The sequence below is a fragment of the Hyphomicrobium sp. genome, assembly GCF_036262015.1.
Classification (GTDB): domain Bacteria; phylum Pseudomonadota; class Alphaproteobacteria; order Rhizobiales; family Hyphomicrobiaceae; genus Hyphomicrobium_C.
The window spans coordinates 1-16598 of the sequence record NZ_DATAJR010000004.1; the positions used below are offsets into that span (position 1 = coordinate 1).

The following is a 16598-nucleotide window of genomic DNA, read 5'->3' on the forward strand; positions in this document are numbered from 1 at the left end:
TCAGCCGCCGGGCGCATTCGTCCACCGTCCACGGCAAGCCGTGCCGGCCCAGCACGTCGGCCCAGGCAAGGTTGTACAGGCGCTCGCTGTCGATCAGCGTGCCGTCGCAGTCGAAGATGAGGAGGGTCGGCATGGCCGCCCTCCTCTACAGCATGACGGCACCGACGCGATACAGCACCCGCGCCGCAATGCCTGCACCGTCATATGTCGGTCCGCTCCTCGGCCACCGCCCTGCGCTCGGCCATGTTGAAGCGCTTGTCGTAGATCGGACGGCCGCCGGTGGTTGGGCCGGGATACTGGACGATGAGGATGAGCCCGCCGCTCGTGGTGCGCAGCTCGTCCTCGTAGTGCGGATCGGCGTGCCAGATCATGGTGCCCGGCCCCCAGACCTTGCCGGCGACCTCGAACTCGCCTTCCAGCACGTACCAGACCTGTGCGAAGTCGTGCTTGTGCAGCGGATGCCAGGCGCCTGGCGCCAGCCGCAGCAGGCCGGCGTTGGGCTCGGTCGGCCTCTCGGGCCGTGGGTGAAAGAGCATCTTGCCGGTCTCGCCCGGCCACCGGATCGTCTCCCACTCGATGTCATCGACATGCCGCACGATGGCCGGTGCATGATCCCGCTGCGCCGCGTCGCTCATGATCATCCTCCCTTTCTGACGGTCTTGATGTCGGCCCCGGCCATGGCCAGAAAAAGCGGCGGCGCCTGCGCCTCCGCACCCGAGCGGGTGTGCACCATCAGCATGCGGGCCGGGCTGTCGCCGGCGTTGCGTCCCATGTGCGGGATGCCGGCGTCGAAATGCACGGAATCGCCGGTTTCCATCGTCAGGCGCTCGGCGCCGATCTGGAACTCGATGCAGCCCGACAGGATCAGCAGGAACTCCTCGCCTTCATGCGCCACGAGGGCGATCTCACGGCGCCGCGTCGGCGGAAACTCCAGCTCGAAGGCGTCCAGCAGCGGCTGGCGCAGGTCGCCGCCCAGGCGCCGCCAGGCGTAGCCGTTGGGGCTGGCGATCCAGTCGGCGGTGCTGCGGGCACGCCGCATCATCACGTGCGTGGGTGGGGGCGCGGCCTGCGCCTCGCCGAAAAGCTGCGCCAGCGGCACATCCAGGCAGGTCGACAGACGGATCAGGTTGGCAATCGAGGCATTGGCGCCGCCGCGCTCCAGCCGCGACAGGAAGCCCACGGACAACGCCGTGCGCGCCGCGACATCGCCCAGCGTCAGGCCGCGCCGCTGGCGTGCCTGCCGCAGCTGCTCGCCCAGGGCGCGCGCGAGACCTGCCGGATCCGACATGCCGGCCAGCGTATCCGCTTCTTCATACAATGCAAGTCGATTTGCATATAGAGAAACTCAGCCGACCAGCAAGGGCAGCTGACGCATGTCGGCAAACACCTCGCCGCCCGCAGCCGCCATGCCGTCGCGGTCGGCGTAAGGCGCTGCGGCGTAGCAGAGCACGCGCATCCCGGCGGCGACGGCGGCTTCGGTGCCGGCGACCGCATCCTCGACGACGAGGCACGCGTCGGGAGCCGCTTTCATCTCGCGCGCAGCGAGAAGGAACAGGTCGGGAAAAGGCTTGCCGCGCGCCACCTGTGTGGCGCTGAAGATGCGGCCCTCGAAGCGGTCCCAAAGGCCGGCGCCGCCCAGGGTGATCCGCATCTTGCCGATATCGCCCGACGACGCAACGCAGGTACGGTGTCCGGCGGCCTCGAGCGCATCGATCGCTTCGGCCACCCCGGCAATCGCGTTGACCCCCTCGCGCCTGAAGGCGGCGAACGTCTCCGCCTGCAGACGATCGACAAAGTCGGCAGGCAACGCCCGGCCCAGCGCTGCCTCGGCGATGGCAACGCAGCTCTTCAGCGAGCGCCCCATGAGCTCGCGCATGGTCTGCGGCACGTCCCATGCCAGGCCCTCACGGTTGAGCGCCGCCGAGAAGCAGCGGTTCGAGACAGGCTCCGTGTCCACCAGCACGCCGTCACAATCGAAGATGATGAGCATGATACCTCAGCCAGGGTCCTGGCTCGCTGTGCGATGCGTCGAACAGACACCACTACCACGGCGCTTCGTCATCTGGCATGTCCGCATCATCAATACCGGAGGAAACCATGAAGCTAGCGGGCAAGGTCGCGATCGTGACGGGTGCGGCAGGCGGCATCGGCGCGGCCATGGCAAGGCGGTTCGCGCGCGAAGGCGCCAAGGGCGTGGTCGTGGCGGACCTGCACCAGGGACCGCTCGACGCCCTGGCCAAGGAGATCGGCGGGCTGGCGGTCCCCTGCGACGTCGCCAAGGAGGTCGATATCCTCGCCCTGGTGACGCGCGCCGAGGAGCGCTTCGGGCCAGTCGACGTGTTCTGCTCCAACGCCGGCCTGGTGCGCTCGGGCGACGAGGATGCGCCCGACGGCGACTGGGCGCTGAACTGGTCGGTGCACGTGATGTCGCATGTCTACGCGGCACGCGCCGTGGCCAAGAAGATGGCCGAGCGCGGCTCGGGCTACATCGTCAACACGGCGTCTGCCGCCGGCCTGCTGACCTCGCTGCCGTCGGCGACCTATGCGGTGACAAAGCACGCCGCCGTCGCCTTCGCCGAGTGGCTGGCGATCACCTACGGCGACAAGGGCGTGAAGGTGTCGGTGCTGTGCCCGCAGGCGGTGCGCACGGCCATGATCCAGGGCCGCGAGGCCGGCTCGGCCAGCGTCGATGGGCTCATCGAGCCGGACGAGCTTGCCGAATGCGTGGTGCGCACGATGGACGAGGAGAAGTTCCTGATCCTGCCGCACCCGCAGGTGCTGGACTACATGCGCCGCAAGACCGCCGACTACGACCGCTGGCTCGCCGGCATGCGCCGCCTGCGCGGCAAGATGCTGGGAGAGTAGAAGATCTGGTCGGTGGGCCCGCGCCGCTGGAGCGGCGCGGCCCCACCCGGAAAATCAATCCAGGTCGAGGCCATCCATGCCGGCGTTCTTGCGGGCGCGGGACATCATGTCCTTCACGATCGGGCCGAGCGTGGTCGGGTCGGACACGGCATCGACCGTGGGGCCGCGATGCCAGCCTTCGGCGACGGCGATGATGCCGTTGCCGGCCTGGAAGACGCGGCCGGTGACGTCACCCGACTCCTCGCTCGCCAGCCATACGGCGATCGGCGCCACCCAGCGCGGGCTGCGCCGCTCGATGTCCTCGGGCGAGTACTGCCGCAGATCGGCGGTCATGCGGGTATACGCCGAAGGCGAGATGCAGTTCACCGTGACGCCGTAGCGGCGCATCTCGCGCGCGGCGATCACGGTCAGCGAGGCGATGCCGGCCTTGGCAGCGCCGTAGTTGGTCTGGCCGATATTGCCGTAGATGCCCGACACCGACGTGGTGTTGATCAGGCGCGCGTTCACCGGGGCGCCGGTCTCCTTGGCGCGGTCCCGCCAGTAGGCGCAGGCATGCCGCGCCGGCGCGAAGGTGCCCTTCAGGTGCACCTTGATCACCGCATCCCACTCGGCCTCGCTCATGTTCACCAGCATGCGATCGCGCAGGATGCCGGCGTTGCTGATCACCACGTCGAGCTTGCCGTAGGTCTTTACGGCCTGGTCGATCATGTTCTTGGCGCCGTTCCAGTCGCTGACGTCGTCGCCGTTGGCCACGGCCTCGCCGCCGGCCTTGCGGATCTCGTCGACCACCTGCTGCGCCGGCGACGTGTCCTTGCCCGTGCCGTCCGCTGCGCCGCCCAGGTCGTTGACGACCACCTTGGCGCCCTGCTCCGCCAGCATCAGCGCGTATTCCCGTCCGACGCCGCGCGCGCCGCCGGTTACGATGCAGACGCGACCTTCACACAGACCCGGCATGATTCCCTCCACGTGATCGGCCGGCAGGGCCTCGGTGCCCGCCCGCCACAACAGCGGGCGAGGCTACCAATCACATCGCTCGTCGCGGAACCGTTACCTCGCGATTGTTCCGCTCTCCGGTTCGACCCGGACCGACCGGCCAGGACCGCCAACAATGCCGCAAGTGCGACAACCGCGGCGCAAGCTGGCCGGTTTTGCGGCGGAACCAAGATATTTGACGGGATGGGACGGGCGGCGGGGATCACGGCCGTCAGCTGCACGTAAGAGCAGGCGAGACGGCCTCGAAAGGAGGGCCACGCCATGCGCAGCCATTTCACCCGCATCCTCGCCGCTGCCGTGCTCGTGATCACAGGGCTCGGGTTGAGCGCCTGTGTTTCGGACGGCTATGACCGGCAGCCCCGCTACAGCTACGGCTACAATCCTGACTACGGCTATCGCTACAAGTCGTACGGCTACAACGACGGCTACTATCAGTCGCGCCGCTGGGTCGACCGCGACCGCGACGGCCGTCGCGACTGGTGGGAGTACCGCCGCTAGGAACCGTGCCTAATTGCGCCCCTCGATCAGGCCGCGGCAGACGACCTGGGCCTGGATCTCGGCGGCGCCCTCGAAGATGTTGAGGATGCGCGCGTCGCACAGCACGCGGCTGATCGGATACTCCTGGGCGTAGCCGTTGCCGCCATGGATCTGCAGCGCGTTGTCGGCATTGCTCCAGGCGACGCGCGCCGCCAGCAGCTTGGCCATGCCAGCCTCGATGTCGCAGCGCCGGTCGCTGTCCTTCTCGCGCGCCGAGAAATAGGTGAGCTGCCGTGCGATCATGGTCTCGACCGCCATCCAGGCGATCTTGCCGGCCACCCGTGGGAAGGCAAAGATCGGCTTGCCGAACTGGAGGCGGTCCTTGGCATAGCGCAGGCCCAGCTCCATGGCGCACTGCGCCACGCCGACGGCGCGCGCCGCGGTCTGGATGCGCGCGCTTTCGAACGTGGCCATCAGCTGCTTGAAGCCGTTGCCTTCCTGGCCACCCAGCAGGTTCTCGGCCGGCACCTCGAAGCCGTCGAAGCCCAGCTCGTATTCCTTCATGCCGCGATAGCCCAGCACCTTGATCTCGCCGCCGGTCATGCCCTTGGCCGGGAACGGATTGTCCTCGCTGCCGCGCGGCTTCTCGGCCAGCAGCATCGACAGGCCCTGATAGCCCGGCTTGTCCGGATTGGTGCGCACCAGCAACGTCATGATGTCGGCGCGCGCGGCGTGGGTGATCCAGGTCTTGTTGCCCTGCACCTTGTAGACATCACCGTCGCGCGCGGCGCGGGTGCGCAGGCTGGCGAGGTCGGAACCCGTGTTGGGCTCGGTGAACACCGCCGTCGGCAGGATCTCGCCTTGCGCGATCCTGGCCAGGTATTTCTTCTTCTGCGCCTCGGTGCCGCCCGAGCGGATCAGCTCGCCCGCGATCTCCGAGCGCGTGCCCAATGAGCCGACACCGATATAGCCGCGCGACAGCTCCTCGGTGACGACGCACATGGCGAGCTTGCCCATGCCGGAGCCACCCCACTCCTCGGGAATGGTGAGGCCGAAGACACCCATCTCGGCCATCTTCTCGACCACCGGCAGCGGGATCAGCTCGTCCTTGAGGTGCCATTCATGAGCGTGCGGCAGCACCTCGTCGCCGACGAAGCGGCGGAACTGCTCGCGCACCATCTCGAGCGCCTCGTCATCGAGGCCGAGCGCGCCGAAATCGCCGGTATCCAGCGAATCGGCCAGCAGCGCCGCGATGCGCATCCGCACAGCGTTGCTGTTACCGTGCGCCACGAGCTTGCGCACACCAGGCGTCTGCAACGCCTGGACCTCATCGTCCGACAGCCCGAGATCGGCGCCACGCACGACCTCGACCTGGCTCATGGCGATGCCGCCCGACAACTGGCCGAGGTACTCGCCGTAGGCGGCCTGCAGCAGCAGCGTCTCGAGTTCGCCCAGCTTGGAGCCTGCGGCCAGGGTCTCGGCCCAGCGGCGCATCTGCATCAAGCCAGCGACGTAGGTGGCGATCCAGGCGTAACCGTGGGCCGCGAACTGCTCACGCTCCAGCAGCTTGGCATCGACGCGGCCGGCGGGGGCGATCAGCCGGCGCACAGCCGCCTTGGCGGCGGCGTCGAAGGCGAGCGCCGCGCGCTCGGCTTCGGCGCACAGGGCGAGGAGATTGTCGAGGGCAAGCGTCGACGCGACCGCGTCGCGCTTTTCAGCGAGGGACATCACAGACTCCAGCGAATGACGACAGGCGGCAGGCGGCCGCCATCAATCCTCCAGCGCATCCTCAAGCGTGCGCAGGCCGGGCCGCTTAGCCGAGACCAGCACGGCCATGTTCCCGGGCTTGTGCTGGTTCTTCCACATCTTGGTGTGGGCGCGCGGGATGTCCTCCCAGGCGAACACCTCGGACATGCACGGATCCAGCCGCCGCTCGATCACCAGCTGGTTGGCCTGGGCGGCCTGCAGCAGGTTGGCGAAGTGGCTGCCCTGGATGCGCTTCTGGCGCATCCACACGAAGCGCGCGTCGAAGGTCAGGTTGTAGCCGGTGGTGCCGGCGCAGAACACGACCATGCCGCCGCGCTTCACGATGAAGCAGGAGACCGGGAAGGTCTGCTCGCCGGGATGCTCGAAGACGAAGTCGACGTCGTTGCCCTTGCCGGTGACCTCCCAGATGGCGGCGCCGAACTTGCGCACCTTCTTCATGTACTCGGCATAGCCCTTGGTGTCGTCGACGTCGGGCAGCTGGCCCCAGCAGTCGAAGCTGTTGCGGATGATGACGCCCTTGGCGCCCAGGCTCATCACGAACTCGCGCTTGCTCTCGTCGCTGATCACGCCGATGGCGTTGGCGCCCGACACCGCGATCAGCTGGATCGCCATCGAGCCCAGGCCGCCGGCGGCGCCCCACACCAGCACGTTCTGGCCCGGCCGCAGGATGTGCGGGCGGTGGCCGAACAGCATGCGGTAGGCGGTGGCGAGCGTCAGCGTGTAGCAGGCGCTCTCTTCCCAGGTCAGGTGCTGCGGCCGCTTCATCAGCTGGCGCGCCTGCACGCGGCAGAACTGCGCGAAGGAGCCGTCCGGCGTCTCGTAGCCCCAGATGCGCTGCGAGGGCGAGAACATCGGGTCGCCGCCGTTGCACTCCTCGTCGTCGCCGTCGTCCTGGTTACAATGGATGACGACTTCGTCGCCGACCTTCCAGCGCTTCACCTTGGAGCCGACCGCCCAGACGATGCCCGACGCGTCGGAACCGGCGACGTGATACGGGTTCTTGTGTACGTCGAACATCGAAATCGGCACGCCGAGCGAGGCCCAGACGCCGTTGTAGTTCACGCCCGCCGCCATCACGAGGACGAGCACATCGTGGCTGTCGAGTTCCCAGGTCGGCACGACCTCGACCTGCATGGCCTTGTCGGGCTCACCCTGCCGATCCTTACGGATGGCCCAGGCATACATGTTCTTCGGCACGTGGCCGAGCGGCGGAATTTCGCCGATTTCGTAAAGATCCTTCTTGGCCGCGACAATGGCAGGTGCACTCGGTTCGGTGCCCTTGGTTGCGGCGCTTTGGCTCGACATGCTCTCGTCTCTCCCTGACGCGATGGAGGCTCCCCAGGCCGTGGTGCTGCCTAAAGCCTGATCGTTTGAAATGCGAGCAAATGCAGTCGCATCGAGAACGAAAATCAGACTTTACGCCGTGGCCTCAGGCGCCCCACCGTACCTTTCGGCACGTTTCAAGCACTTTTTCGCGACGCAATAAAGGGTTTGTCATAGTCGCACCGGGGAAGCCCCTAGTTTGTGAACTTCCCCAGGCGGCATCGCTAGCCAACGAAGAGTTAATGAAAAAGCGCTAAGAAGTCCGTTTGACAAGTGTTTTCCGGCTGTTCGCCAAGGAGAATCGATGAGCGCAGAGGATGCCCTGAAGGTCCTGAGCGATATCGCCATGGCCGACAGCATGACCTATTGGATCGTCGGCGCCCTGACGCTCCTCGTTTTCGCGGTCATGCGCGCCATGCTCCCCGTGAAAGCTCTCGCCATCGTCTTCGCGCCATTCATATTCTGGGGTGGGCTCGCAGGCACTTACGCTTGCACCCATTTCGGGTTGGTCATGAGCCACGACAAGGCCTCCAACGTCGTGGCGACGTCGACCCTCGGCATGCTCGTCGCGCTTGTCGTCGTGATCTTGTTGACGCGTATGGTGAAGGCGATGACGCGTATCCGCAACCCGCTGACCACCGGCTCTGCGGTCCCTGTTCCGGCTCCGCGCCGCGTTCGCATCTAGCCGAACCGTCCTCCCCGTGACGAATTGACTTTTGCCTTGCGCCCGGCGGCCGGTACGCTATGGGACATCGCGAACGCGCACGAAGGGTCTGAGAATGTCGGATAAGAAGGTTGGCGGAGCGGCGGCGAAAGGCCCGGAGCGGGACAAGCCTTGGCTGTTCCGCACCTATGCCGGCCACTCCACGGCAGCCAAATCGAACGAGCTGTACCGAAAGAACCTGGCCAAGGGCCAGACTGGTCTTTCGATCGCCTTCGATCTGCCGACCCAGACCGGCTACGACTCGGACCACGAACTGGCAAAGGGCGAGGTCGGCAAGGTCGGCGTGCCGGTGTCCCACCTGGGCGACATGAAGCGTCTTCTCGACGGCATCCCGCTCGACCAGATGAACACGTCGATGACGATCAACGCGACGGCCGCGTGGCTGCTGTCGCTTTACATCGCAACGGCTGACGAGACGGGCGCCCCACGCACCAAGCTCACGGGCACGATCCAGAACGACATCATCAAGGAATACCTGTCGCGCGGAACCTACGTGTTCCCGCCCGAGCCCTCGCTGCGGCTCATCAAGGACACGATCGTCTTCTCGTATCGCGAGGTTCCCAAATGGAACCCGACGAATGTCTGCTCCTATCACTTGCAGGAAGCCGGCGCGACGCCGGTGCAGGAGCTGTCCTACGCCCTCGCCACCGCCCTCGCCGTGCTCGACACGGTGAAGGCCTCGGGTGAAGTGCCGGAGCAGGAATTCGGTACGGTGGTTGGCCGCGTCTCGTTCTTCGTCAACGCCGGGCTGCGCTTCATCACCGAAATCTGCAAGATGCGCGCCTTCAACGAGCTCTGGGACGAGATCACGCGCGAGCGCTACGGGGTAAGCGAAGCCAAGAACCGCATGTTCCGCTACGGTGTCCAGGTGAACAGCCTCGGCCTCACGGAGCCGCAGCCCGAGAACAACGTCTATCGCATCCTGCTTGAGATGATGGCGGTCACGCTGTCAAAGAACGCGCGTGCCCGCGCGGTGCAGCTTCCGGCCTGGAACGAGGCCCTGGGCCTGCCGCGTCCATGGGACCAGCAGTGGTCGCTGCGCATGCAGCAGATCGTGGCCTACGAGACCGATCTTCTCGAATACGGCGACATCTTCGACGGCTCGGCCGAGATCGCGCGCAAGGTGGGTCAGCTCAAGGAAGAGGCCAAGGCCGAGCTTGCCACCATCGAGCGCATGGGCGGCGCCATCGCCGCCATCGACTACATGAAGCGGCGCCTCGTCGAGAGCAATTCCTCTCGAGTGCGCCAGATCGAGACCGGGGACCAGATCGTCGTCGGCGTCAACAAATGGACGGAGACAGAACCCTCGCCGCTGACGGCAGGCGAAGGCGCCATCATGGTCGTCGACCCGGCGGTCGAAGCCGAGCAGGTCGAGCGTCTCAAGGCTTGGCGCGCCGGCCGCGACGCGAAGGCCGTTAGCAAGGTCCTGTCGGATCTCGAAAGCGCGGCTAAGGAAGGCCGCAACATCATGGAAAGCTCGATCGCGTGCGCCAAGGCGGGTGTCACGACGGGCGAGTGGGGCACCACGCTCCGCCGGGTTTTCGGTGAATACCGCGCGCCGACCGGCGTTGCTCAGGCCGCTCCGGAACGCGCAAGCGGCGAATTGGACGGCGTGCGCGCAGCCGTCGATGCGGCGTCTGCCAAGCTCGGCCGGCGCATCAAGTTCCTGGTTGGCAAGCCCGGCTTGGATGGTCACTCCAACGGTGCCGAGCAAATCGCCGTGCGCGCCCGGGACGTCGGCATGGAAGTCGTCTACGAAGGCATCCGCCTCACACCCGCTCAGATCGTGCGCGCCGCGTTGGACGAAAGCGCCCACGTCGTCGGCCTGTCGATCCTCTCCGGCTCACACGTCCCGCTCGTCTCCGAGCTGATGGAGCGCATGCGCAAGGAAGGCCTCGGCGATATTCCAGTGGTCGTCGGCGGCATCATCCCGCCCGAAGACGAGGTAAAGCTCAAGAGCTTCGGCGTCGCGGCAGTCTATACACCCAAGGATTTCCAGCTCAACGACATCATGTCTGACATCGTCCGTCTGGTCGAAGGCCAGGAGAAGGCGGCCTAGGCAGCCTCCTGTGCGCGACAAGTGGCAGTTCGGCGCCAGACTTTGGCCAAGAATCAGGTGCACGGTGTTCACGTCGCGGGGGGCGACTCCAGGGAAGAGCGATACGCTCTTGGGGGAGGGGGCCATGCGCAAAGAATCGCGGAAGCGGCCTATTCACCGTTGGCGCCATGAGCTGGTTGCTTGGCTTCCAGCAGTAGCGGTCGTGGCGGCAGTCGGCGCCTCAGCAGTTGTTTTCCAAATCGGCAAGCGCGAAACGCTCAGCGTTTTCGGAACCGTCGAGCATGCCAACTGGCGGCTCAACAGCGATACCGGCCAGCAGTATCCCTTCATTGAGGCAAGGCTGGACAGCGGTGATATCGTGCGGGTCGGTACGGTTGCGCTGGGCCTGCCGGAGATCGGGTCTCGTATCAAGCTCCGCCGCCGCTCGGTTCTGTTCGACTATATGACGACCTACTATTGGAACGGTCGCGCGCCCACGCCGGCTAAGGCCACTGTGGCTCCCGGGGCAACACCCGTTTCCCTGCACTGAAGGTCCCCTTCGCATCCACCCGGTTCATCGCTATATAGACGCCCGAACAGCTAGTCGGCCGACCCGCCGGGGAAAAGAAAATGCGCGACGAAACAAGACGCAAGCTTGAACGTCAGCTTTGGCTGGACCGGCTCAAATGGATCGGAGCGGGCTTGGGCTTGGCAGCGTTGGCGGGCGTTGGGCTTTGGGTCACTGGCCTCGATGCGACTGTTGAGACCCATCATGTGCCCGGCGTCGTGGCGACCGTCGGTCCGCTGGTTGGCACCACCACGAAGGCCATCGAGGAAGGGCTCGCTGTCGACGTCAAACTCGATGATGGGCGCCTCGTGCACGTTATGGCGCTCAAGAAGACCGATCCGCACGTCGGCGATCACGTCGAGGTCGCCGAGCATGTGCACGGCACCGGCCGCGTGACCTACACCTGGAAATAGCCGCCCCGAATTGTAGCCGAGCGAGGCCCCCCGGCGACGGGGGTAGGAGGGGGCGCCGCCGGGGACGTGATACTGCTGACACGGCCGTCGTGGGAGACATCGGCCGTGACAACGCTCATGCCGATCTCGAACGCGCCTGCCGCCCATCCTCAGATCTCGCGGAGGAGGCATGGCCACTGGCCATCACGGAACTCACCAGCGGAACGAGCAGGCGATTTGCCAATAGGCGCTGCTGGTCCGATAGCACGTCATAAAGTTCTGCCGCGCGTTCTTTTAGAGCCCGGCACGCTTCCGCCCGCACCACGTGCCCACGCAATTCATCGTCTATTGCGTTCGGCAGCGACGGGTACTGCTCATGGAGCGGATCGGATTGTCGTGCTCCCGACGGCATCACTCTGATGGCTGCATCGATTGTGGCTTGGAACTTCGCCCATTGAGCCAATTGACGATCGGAAATGTTCAGCACGTCCTTCAGGGGAAAGAGATGACCCGGGCGCAGCGGCGGTACAACTCTACGCATTTCACTCTCCTTGTTCGTTATTATTGATCGGCTCGTCCGTCGGCCGATGACCAAAAGTTTTTACTGTCGAGTCCCGGTGTTGTTTGATTTCGATCAAGCAAGGGTGCGGCATCTGAGCAATCGCCGGCGCTCGGCCCCATCTGTGAGCTTGGGCGCAGCCAAATGCTATGGAGACCTGTGACTGCCATTCAAAGCGAGGCTTGCAAGGCCGCCGGAGCCCAGGTAGACGCAGGGGATCGAAAAGCCTCACAGCCTCTGTGGCGGAATCGGTAGACGCGGCAGACTCAAAATCTGTTGTCAGCAATGACGTGCCCGTTCGAGTCGGGCCAGGGGCACCAATTATCTCAAGGCTTCGCAAGGCGATGACGCCGTGAGCAAGCGCACCATTCGGGAAAAGCCGGCGAAGCGCGATGCGGCGCGTCCGCGCCGATCGGCCAAGCTTACTGCCAAGCACCGCCTGAAGATTGCGACCGAGGCGGGCAGCGACGCCGGGGTCTGGTCCACGGGCGACGGCGGCGAGAAGCCCTTCTGGGAAACCAAGCGCCTTCAGGACATGACGCCGGCCGAATGGGACGCGGTCTGCGATGGCTGCGGCCAGTGCTGCCTCAATAAGATCGAGGAGGAGGATACGGGCCGGATTTACCTCACCCGTCTCTCCTGCCGGTTGCTCGATCTCGACTCGTGCCGCTGTACCGACTACGCGAACCGCTTCGCCAAAATGCCGGACTGCATGTCCATCGACATGAAAGCCGTGCGCAAGCTGAAGTGGCTCCCCGAAAGCTGCGGTTATCGGCGGCTGCATGAGGGCCGGGGCCTCGCATGGTGGCATCCACTGGTGTCCGGTGACCCCGATACGGTGCATCAGGCGGGCGTTTCGGTCCGCGGCTGGGCGCGCAGCGAGAAAGGCGTGCCGCAAAGCGAAATCGAGCGCTACATCATCGGGGAAGCCGGCTGAAAATTTTCGGAACCTTTTGCAGGGCCCCTCGTTGTCTCGGATAGACGGGCGCGAGTCATCGCGACCGTCAGGCGCCGAAAGGTGCTGCCCCGTCCCGGAGCCGCAAGGCTCCCCGACGGGGTCTGTCTTTTTTGGGGCCTGCTCAGCGCGCCGCTAACCCTTCTCGTGGTTCAAGCAAACCGAATTAATGCAATAGCGCTTTCCGGTTCCGGTTGGGCCGTCATCGAAGACGTGGCCCAGATGCGAGCCGCAGTTCGCGCACCGCACTTCCGTGCGCACCATGCCGTGCGACGCGTCGTTGTGATACTCGATCGCGCCTGGAAGTGCCTGATCGAATGACGGCCAGCCGGTGCCGGAGTCGAACTTCGTATCCGAAGCGAAGAGCTGCGCGCCGCACGCCGCGCACGTGAACTTGCCCGCTTCGTGCGTCTCGAGGTGATCGCCTGTGAACGGCCGCTCCGTGCCGCCTTCGCGCAGCACCCGATACTGCTCCGGGGTGAGCTTCTTCCTCCAGTAGGCGTCGTCGTGAGTGTCGGTCATGATCATCCCCTTGGGATCGGGTTGCGATGGGTGACGGGTTTGCGGAGGCGGTCCGCAACCCGGAAGAGCAGGAGCGCGGCGACGACGGCCGCGTAGACGAACGGTTCGGCAGGCCAGGCCTTGACCAGCATGATGAAGTGCAGAGCCGCAGCGGCGGCCGCCAGATAAACCCAGCGGTGGAGCCGCTGCCAAGCGGCCCCGCCGAGGCGCTTGATCATGGTCGTATTCGACGTCGCGGCCAGCGGGATCAGGATCAGAAAGCTCATGAGCCCGATCGTTATATAAGGCCGCTTGACGATGTCCTTCCAGATCAGCCCGAGGTCGAGCCCCTGATCGAGCCAGAGGTACACGGTCACGTGCAGCGCCGCGTATAGGAAGGCCAGAACTCCGACGGTGCGCCGGTAGCGGATCAGGTTCGGGCCGCCGAGGCGCCGTAGCGGCGTGATGGCGAGCCCGACGACGAGAAACCGCAACGCCCAGAGGCCGAGCGAGCGCTCGAGAACCTTCAGCGGATCGGCACCGAGCTGATCCGAAACGGCGAGAGTGAACGTCCACGCCGCCGGTATGAGCCCGATGCCATAGAGCGCCCAGCTTCCTGGCCCCAGCCAGGAGGGCCACGCCAAGGTGTTTTCGCGAGTTTGCACGGCAGTTATCATAAATTTCTCGGAGGTCTCAGTAGTTCGCACGAAGATCCATACCGGAATAGAGCTGCGCCACTTGCTCGCCGTAGCCGTTGAACATCAACGTCGGCCGCCGCTTGGCGAATAGACCGCTGCCCTCGCCGATACGCCGCTCCGTCGCCTGGCTCCAGCGCGGATGATCCACTTCGGGGTTCACGTTTGAATAGAAACCGTATTCGTCCGCAGCGAGCTTGTTCCAGGTGGTCGGCGGCTCCTTGTCGACGAGCGAGATGCGTACGATCGACTTGATGCCCTTGAAGCCATATTTCCACGGCACCACGAGCCGGAGCGGCGCGCCATTCTGGTTCGGTAATGTCTCGCCATACATGCCCGTCGCGAGGATCGTGAGCGGGTGCATGGCTTCGTCGAGCCGCAACCCCTCCACGTAAGGCCACGAGAGCGGCTGAAAGAGCCCGCGCTGCCCCGGCATTTCCTCCGGCCGGACAAGCGTTTCGAATGCGACGTACTTGGCAGCGTTTTGCGGCTCCACACGCTTCAGTAAATCGGCGAGCGGGAACCCGACCCACGGAATGACCATCGACCAGCCTTCGACGCAGCGCATTCGATAGATGCGCTCCTCGAGCGTCACCGGCTTCAGGATGTCCTCGAGGGTGTAGGTCGCGGGCTTGCCGACGAGCCCGTCGATCTTGACCGACCATGGCGAGGTCTTGAGCGATCCCGCCTTCGCTGAAGGGTCTGCTTTGTCTGTGCCGAACTCGTAGAAGTTGTTGTAGGACGTCGCATCGGCCCGCCGTGTGGGCGTCTCATCGGTCGAATAGGGGCTCTTCGCGGCCGCAATCTGGGCGGCGCGCGTCGCATCCGGAAAGGCTGCCAGCGCGGCTAAGCCCAGGCTAGCACCCAAAAACTCGCGGCGGCGCAAGTAAACGCTGTGCGGCGTAATCTCTGAAGACGGAATATCGGACGCCTTGCGGATAAGCACGGGAAGGCCTCATTCTGCGTTTGAGGGAGCCTACAGCCTTTTGTACGTTTGGGCCCGCGTCGGGTTTCAAGCGCTGCCTGCCAGAGATAGGCAGCGCGACCCGCTTGGAGAAGTCTTGCAATCGGGGCAGCCGCCTGGGCGGCTGGCAGACCATGATCGTTTCGGGTCCTATCAGCTCGAAACGTGAATCATCGGTCTCACCAAAGATTGAAGCGCGTACTCACACTTGGGGGAGACTGCCAACGTGACGGAACGACAACGCGCTCAAGGGATGAAGCTCAGCAAGACGAACTACCTCGTCTACCGCGACTGCGCCCACAATGCCTGGGTGAAAGTCCATAAGCCGGAGGTCTATCATTCAGAGCCGCTCTCGGTGTTTGAGCAGGCCATCATCGAGATTGGCAACGACGTCGACGTGCGTGCACGCGCGTTGTTCCCCGGGGGCGTCCTCATCCGTCGCGGCGACGCATCGGGCACAGCGGGACTCGTCGCGCCCCGCACCCCGGTCCTCTACCAGCCCGTGTTCGAAACCGACCGCTACACGACCGCGTGCGACATCCTCGTTTGGAACGCTGCACACGACGCCTACGACCTCTACGAGGTGAAAGCCTCAACCAGCGGCGACGACCGCAAGGCGAAGGATGACCTTTACGCACACGACATCGCCTTCCAGGCGCTCGTTTTGCGCGAGAACGGCGTTCCGCTGGGATCGTTGAACCTCGTGCGCCTCAACGGTGAGTACGTCTCCGACGGCCGCCTCGATCTCGACCAGCTCTTCACGCGGGAAGACTTCACGGAGCGCGCGACGGCGATCATGGATCGCGTCGCGGCCGAGATGGACGCTGCGCACGACCTCATTCAGCTCCCCGCGATGCCGGCCGCGCCCTGCACCTGCATTTACAAAGGCCGCAGCAGTCAATGCACCACGTTCGAGTTCATCAATCCGTCGGTGCCCGACTACAGTGTCCATGATCTGACGCGCATCGGCGCCTCGCAGAAGAAGCTCAAAGCGCTTGTCGATGATGGCATCCTCGCGATTGCGGACGTCCCGGCTGATTTCGAGCTGACGATCAAGCAGCGTAATCAGGTTGAGGCCGCGAAGTCGCGCCGCCCGTTCGTGGATTTCGAGCCCCTGGAGGCCTTTCTCAGCGAGTTCCGCTATCCGGTTGCGTTTCTCGATTACGAGACGTTTCCCTGCGCCTTACCGCGCTTTTCGGGCTTTGGCCCCTTCAACCACATCCCGTTCCAGTTTTCGCTGCACGTGGTCGACCGGCCGGGTGGTGAAGCGGTTCACAGCGAATTCCTGTTCACGGAGACATCCTGCCCCGACCTGCCGTTCGTCGCGGCTCTCAAAGCCGCGCTGCCGGCTGAGGGCACCATCGTGGCTTGGAACAAGCCGTTCGAAAAGGGCATCAACACCAAGCTCGCCGAGCGCCTTCCGGCCGAGCAGGCTTATCTCGCGGCAGTGAATGCGCGCGTCGTCGACCTGATGGACGTCTTCACCGAGCAGATGCTCGTGCACCCGGGCTTCAGAGGCAAGACGTCGATCAAGTGGGTGCTGCCCGCTCTAGTGCCGCGGCTCTCTTACAAAGGACTGGCAATCCAGGAAGGCGCAACGGCCAGCGAAACCTGGAACGCCATCGTGACCGGCGAACTGGAAACAGATGAAGCCGCAGAGGCGCGCAAAAATCTGCTCACCTACTGCGGCCTCGATTCCCTGGCGATGGTCGAGATCTGGCGCGTTCTCCTGGCGACCGGAGCCGCCGGAGAAATCCGGGAAGCCGGTTGAGGCGCT

At 65.0% G+C, this 16598-nt stretch carries 18 protein-coding genes and 1 tRNA gene; 9 read left to right on the top strand and 10 right to left on the bottom strand.

Annotation, left to right across the window (positions count from 1 at the left end; genetic code table 11):
• Nucleotides 1–200: 200 nt before the first annotated feature.
• The 3 genes from VHO05_RS00965 to VHO05_RS00975 are packed head-to-tail and all read right to left on the bottom strand — an operon-like array spanning nt 201 to nt 1990.
• Complete coding sequence (locus tag VHO05_RS00965; protein ID WP_329644738.1) at nt 201–635, bottom strand: cupin domain-containing protein; 435 nt, start codon at nt 633–635, stop codon at nt 201–203.
• Between the two features lie 2 nt (nt 636–637).
• The gene (locus VHO05_RS00970; RefSeq protein WP_329644739.1) at nt 638–1318 is read right to left on the bottom strand and encodes a helix-turn-helix domain-containing protein; all 681 of its coding nucleotides are present in this window, start codon (nt 1316–1318) and stop codon (nt 638–640) included.
• 27 nt (nt 1319–1345) lie between these two features.
• Entirely contained in the window at nt 1346–1990 is a 645-nt protein-coding gene (locus VHO05_RS00975) for an HAD-IA family hydrolase (RefSeq protein WP_329644740.1), read from the bottom strand.
• A gap of 107 nt (nt 1991–2097) precedes the next feature.
• Here VHO05_RS00975 and VHO05_RS00980 point away from each other — a divergent pair, with 107 nt between their 5' ends.
• Nucleotides 2098–2865 carry an SDR family oxidoreductase gene (locus tag VHO05_RS00980; RefSeq protein WP_329644741.1) on the top strand — a complete coding sequence of 256 codons (768 nt, stop codon included), beginning with the start codon at nt 2098–2100 and terminating at the stop codon, nt 2863–2865.
• 54 nt (nt 2866–2919) lie between these two features.
• Here VHO05_RS00980 and VHO05_RS00985 read toward each other — a convergent pair whose 3' ends face one another.
• The gene (locus VHO05_RS00985) at nt 2920–3819 is read right to left on the bottom strand and encodes an SDR family oxidoreductase (protein WP_329644742.1); all 900 of its coding nucleotides are present in this window, start codon (nt 3817–3819) and stop codon (nt 2920–2922) included.
• A 300-nt stretch (nt 3820–4119) separates the two neighbouring features.
• Between VHO05_RS00985 and VHO05_RS00990 the strand changes: the two genes are divergently transcribed.
• The gene (locus VHO05_RS00990) at nt 4120–4356 is read left to right on the top strand and encodes a hypothetical protein (protein ID WP_329644743.1); all 237 of its coding nucleotides are present in this window, start codon (nt 4120–4122) and stop codon (nt 4354–4356) included.
• 9 nt (nt 4357–4365) lie between these two features.
• Here VHO05_RS00990 and VHO05_RS00995 read toward each other — a convergent pair whose 3' ends face one another.
• Together VHO05_RS00995 and ccrA are read right to left on the bottom strand one after the other, a co-directional pair.
• Nucleotides 4366–6063, bottom strand: a complete 1698-nt coding sequence (locus VHO05_RS00995) for an acyl-CoA dehydrogenase family protein (RefSeq protein WP_329644744.1) — start codon at nt 6061–6063, stop codon at nt 4366–4368.
• 42 nt (nt 6064–6105) lie between these two features.
• Complete coding sequence (ccrA, locus tag VHO05_RS01000; RefSeq protein ID WP_329644745.1) at nt 6106–7407, bottom strand: crotonyl-CoA carboxylase/reductase; 1302 nt, start codon at nt 7405–7407, stop codon at nt 6106–6108.
• A gap of 322 nt (nt 7408–7729) precedes the next feature.
• Here ccrA and VHO05_RS01005 point away from each other — a divergent pair, with 322 nt between their 5' ends.
• The 4 genes from VHO05_RS01005 (at nt 7730) to VHO05_RS01020 (ending at nt 11168) form a co-directional block, all read left to right on the top strand.
• Entirely contained in the window at nt 7730–8110 is a 381-nt protein-coding gene (locus tag VHO05_RS01005; RefSeq protein WP_329644746.1) for a hypothetical protein, read from the top strand.
• Nucleotides 8111–8204: 94 nt separating this feature from the next.
• Nucleotides 8205–10208 carry a protein meaA gene (locus tag VHO05_RS01010; RefSeq protein ID WP_329644747.1) on the top strand — a complete coding sequence of 668 codons (2004 nt, stop codon included), beginning with the start codon at nt 8205–8207 and terminating at the stop codon, nt 10206–10208.
• A gap of 124 nt (nt 10209–10332) precedes the next feature.
• Complete coding sequence (locus VHO05_RS01015) at nt 10333–10737, top strand: hypothetical protein (RefSeq protein WP_329644748.1); 405 nt, start codon at nt 10333–10335, stop codon at nt 10735–10737.
• Nucleotides 10738–10817: 80 nt separating this feature from the next.
• On the top strand, nt 10818–11168 hold the full coding sequence (locus tag VHO05_RS01020; protein WP_329644749.1) for a hypothetical protein: 351 nt from the start codon (nt 10818–10820) through the stop codon (nt 11166–11168).
• Between the two features lie 115 nt (nt 11169–11283).
• On the opposite strand, the gene VHO05_RS01025 is transcribed toward VHO05_RS01020, so the two are convergent.
• A complete protein-coding gene (locus VHO05_RS01025) occupies nt 11284–11688 on the bottom strand; it encodes a Spy/CpxP family protein refolding chaperone (protein WP_329644750.1) in 405 nt (134 codons plus the stop codon).
• Nucleotides 11689–11939: 251 nt separating this feature from the next.
• On the opposite strand from VHO05_RS01025, the gene VHO05_RS01030 reads away from it, so the two are divergent.
• Nucleotides 11940–12026, top strand: a tRNA-Leu gene (locus VHO05_RS01030).
• A 32-nt stretch (nt 12027–12058) separates the two neighbouring features.
• Nucleotides 12059–12643: a YcgN family cysteine cluster protein gene (locus tag VHO05_RS01035; protein ID WP_329644751.1), complete on the top strand. Its 585-nt coding sequence runs from the start codon at nt 12059–12061 to the stop codon at nt 12641–12643.
• A 153-nt stretch (nt 12644–12796) separates the two neighbouring features.
• On the opposite strand, the gene msrB is transcribed toward VHO05_RS01035, so the two are convergent.
• From msrB to msrP, 3 genes are read right to left on the bottom strand one after another with little or no spacing between them, the layout of a single operon-like run.
• The gene (msrB, locus tag VHO05_RS01040) at nt 12797–13183 is read right to left on the bottom strand and encodes a peptide-methionine (R)-S-oxide reductase MsrB (RefSeq protein ID WP_329644752.1); all 387 of its coding nucleotides are present in this window, start codon (nt 13181–13183) and stop codon (nt 12797–12799) included.
• Between the two features lie 2 nt (nt 13184–13185).
• Nucleotides 13186–13839, bottom strand: a complete 654-nt coding sequence (gene msrQ, locus VHO05_RS01045) for a protein-methionine-sulfoxide reductase heme-binding subunit MsrQ (RefSeq protein WP_329644753.1) — start codon at nt 13837–13839, stop codon at nt 13186–13188.
• A 16-nt stretch (nt 13840–13855) separates the two neighbouring features.
• Nucleotides 13856–14803: a protein-methionine-sulfoxide reductase catalytic subunit MsrP gene (gene msrP, locus VHO05_RS01050; protein ID WP_329644754.1), complete on the bottom strand. Its 948-nt coding sequence runs from the start codon at nt 14801–14803 to the stop codon at nt 13856–13858.
• Between the two features lie 244 nt (nt 14804–15047).
• Between msrP and VHO05_RS01055 the strand changes: the two genes are divergently transcribed.
• Nucleotides 15048–16592: a DUF2779 domain-containing protein gene (locus VHO05_RS01055; RefSeq protein ID WP_329644755.1), complete on the top strand. Its 1545-nt coding sequence runs from the start codon at nt 15048–15050 to the stop codon at nt 16590–16592.
• Nucleotides 16593–16598 lie beyond the last annotated feature (6 nt).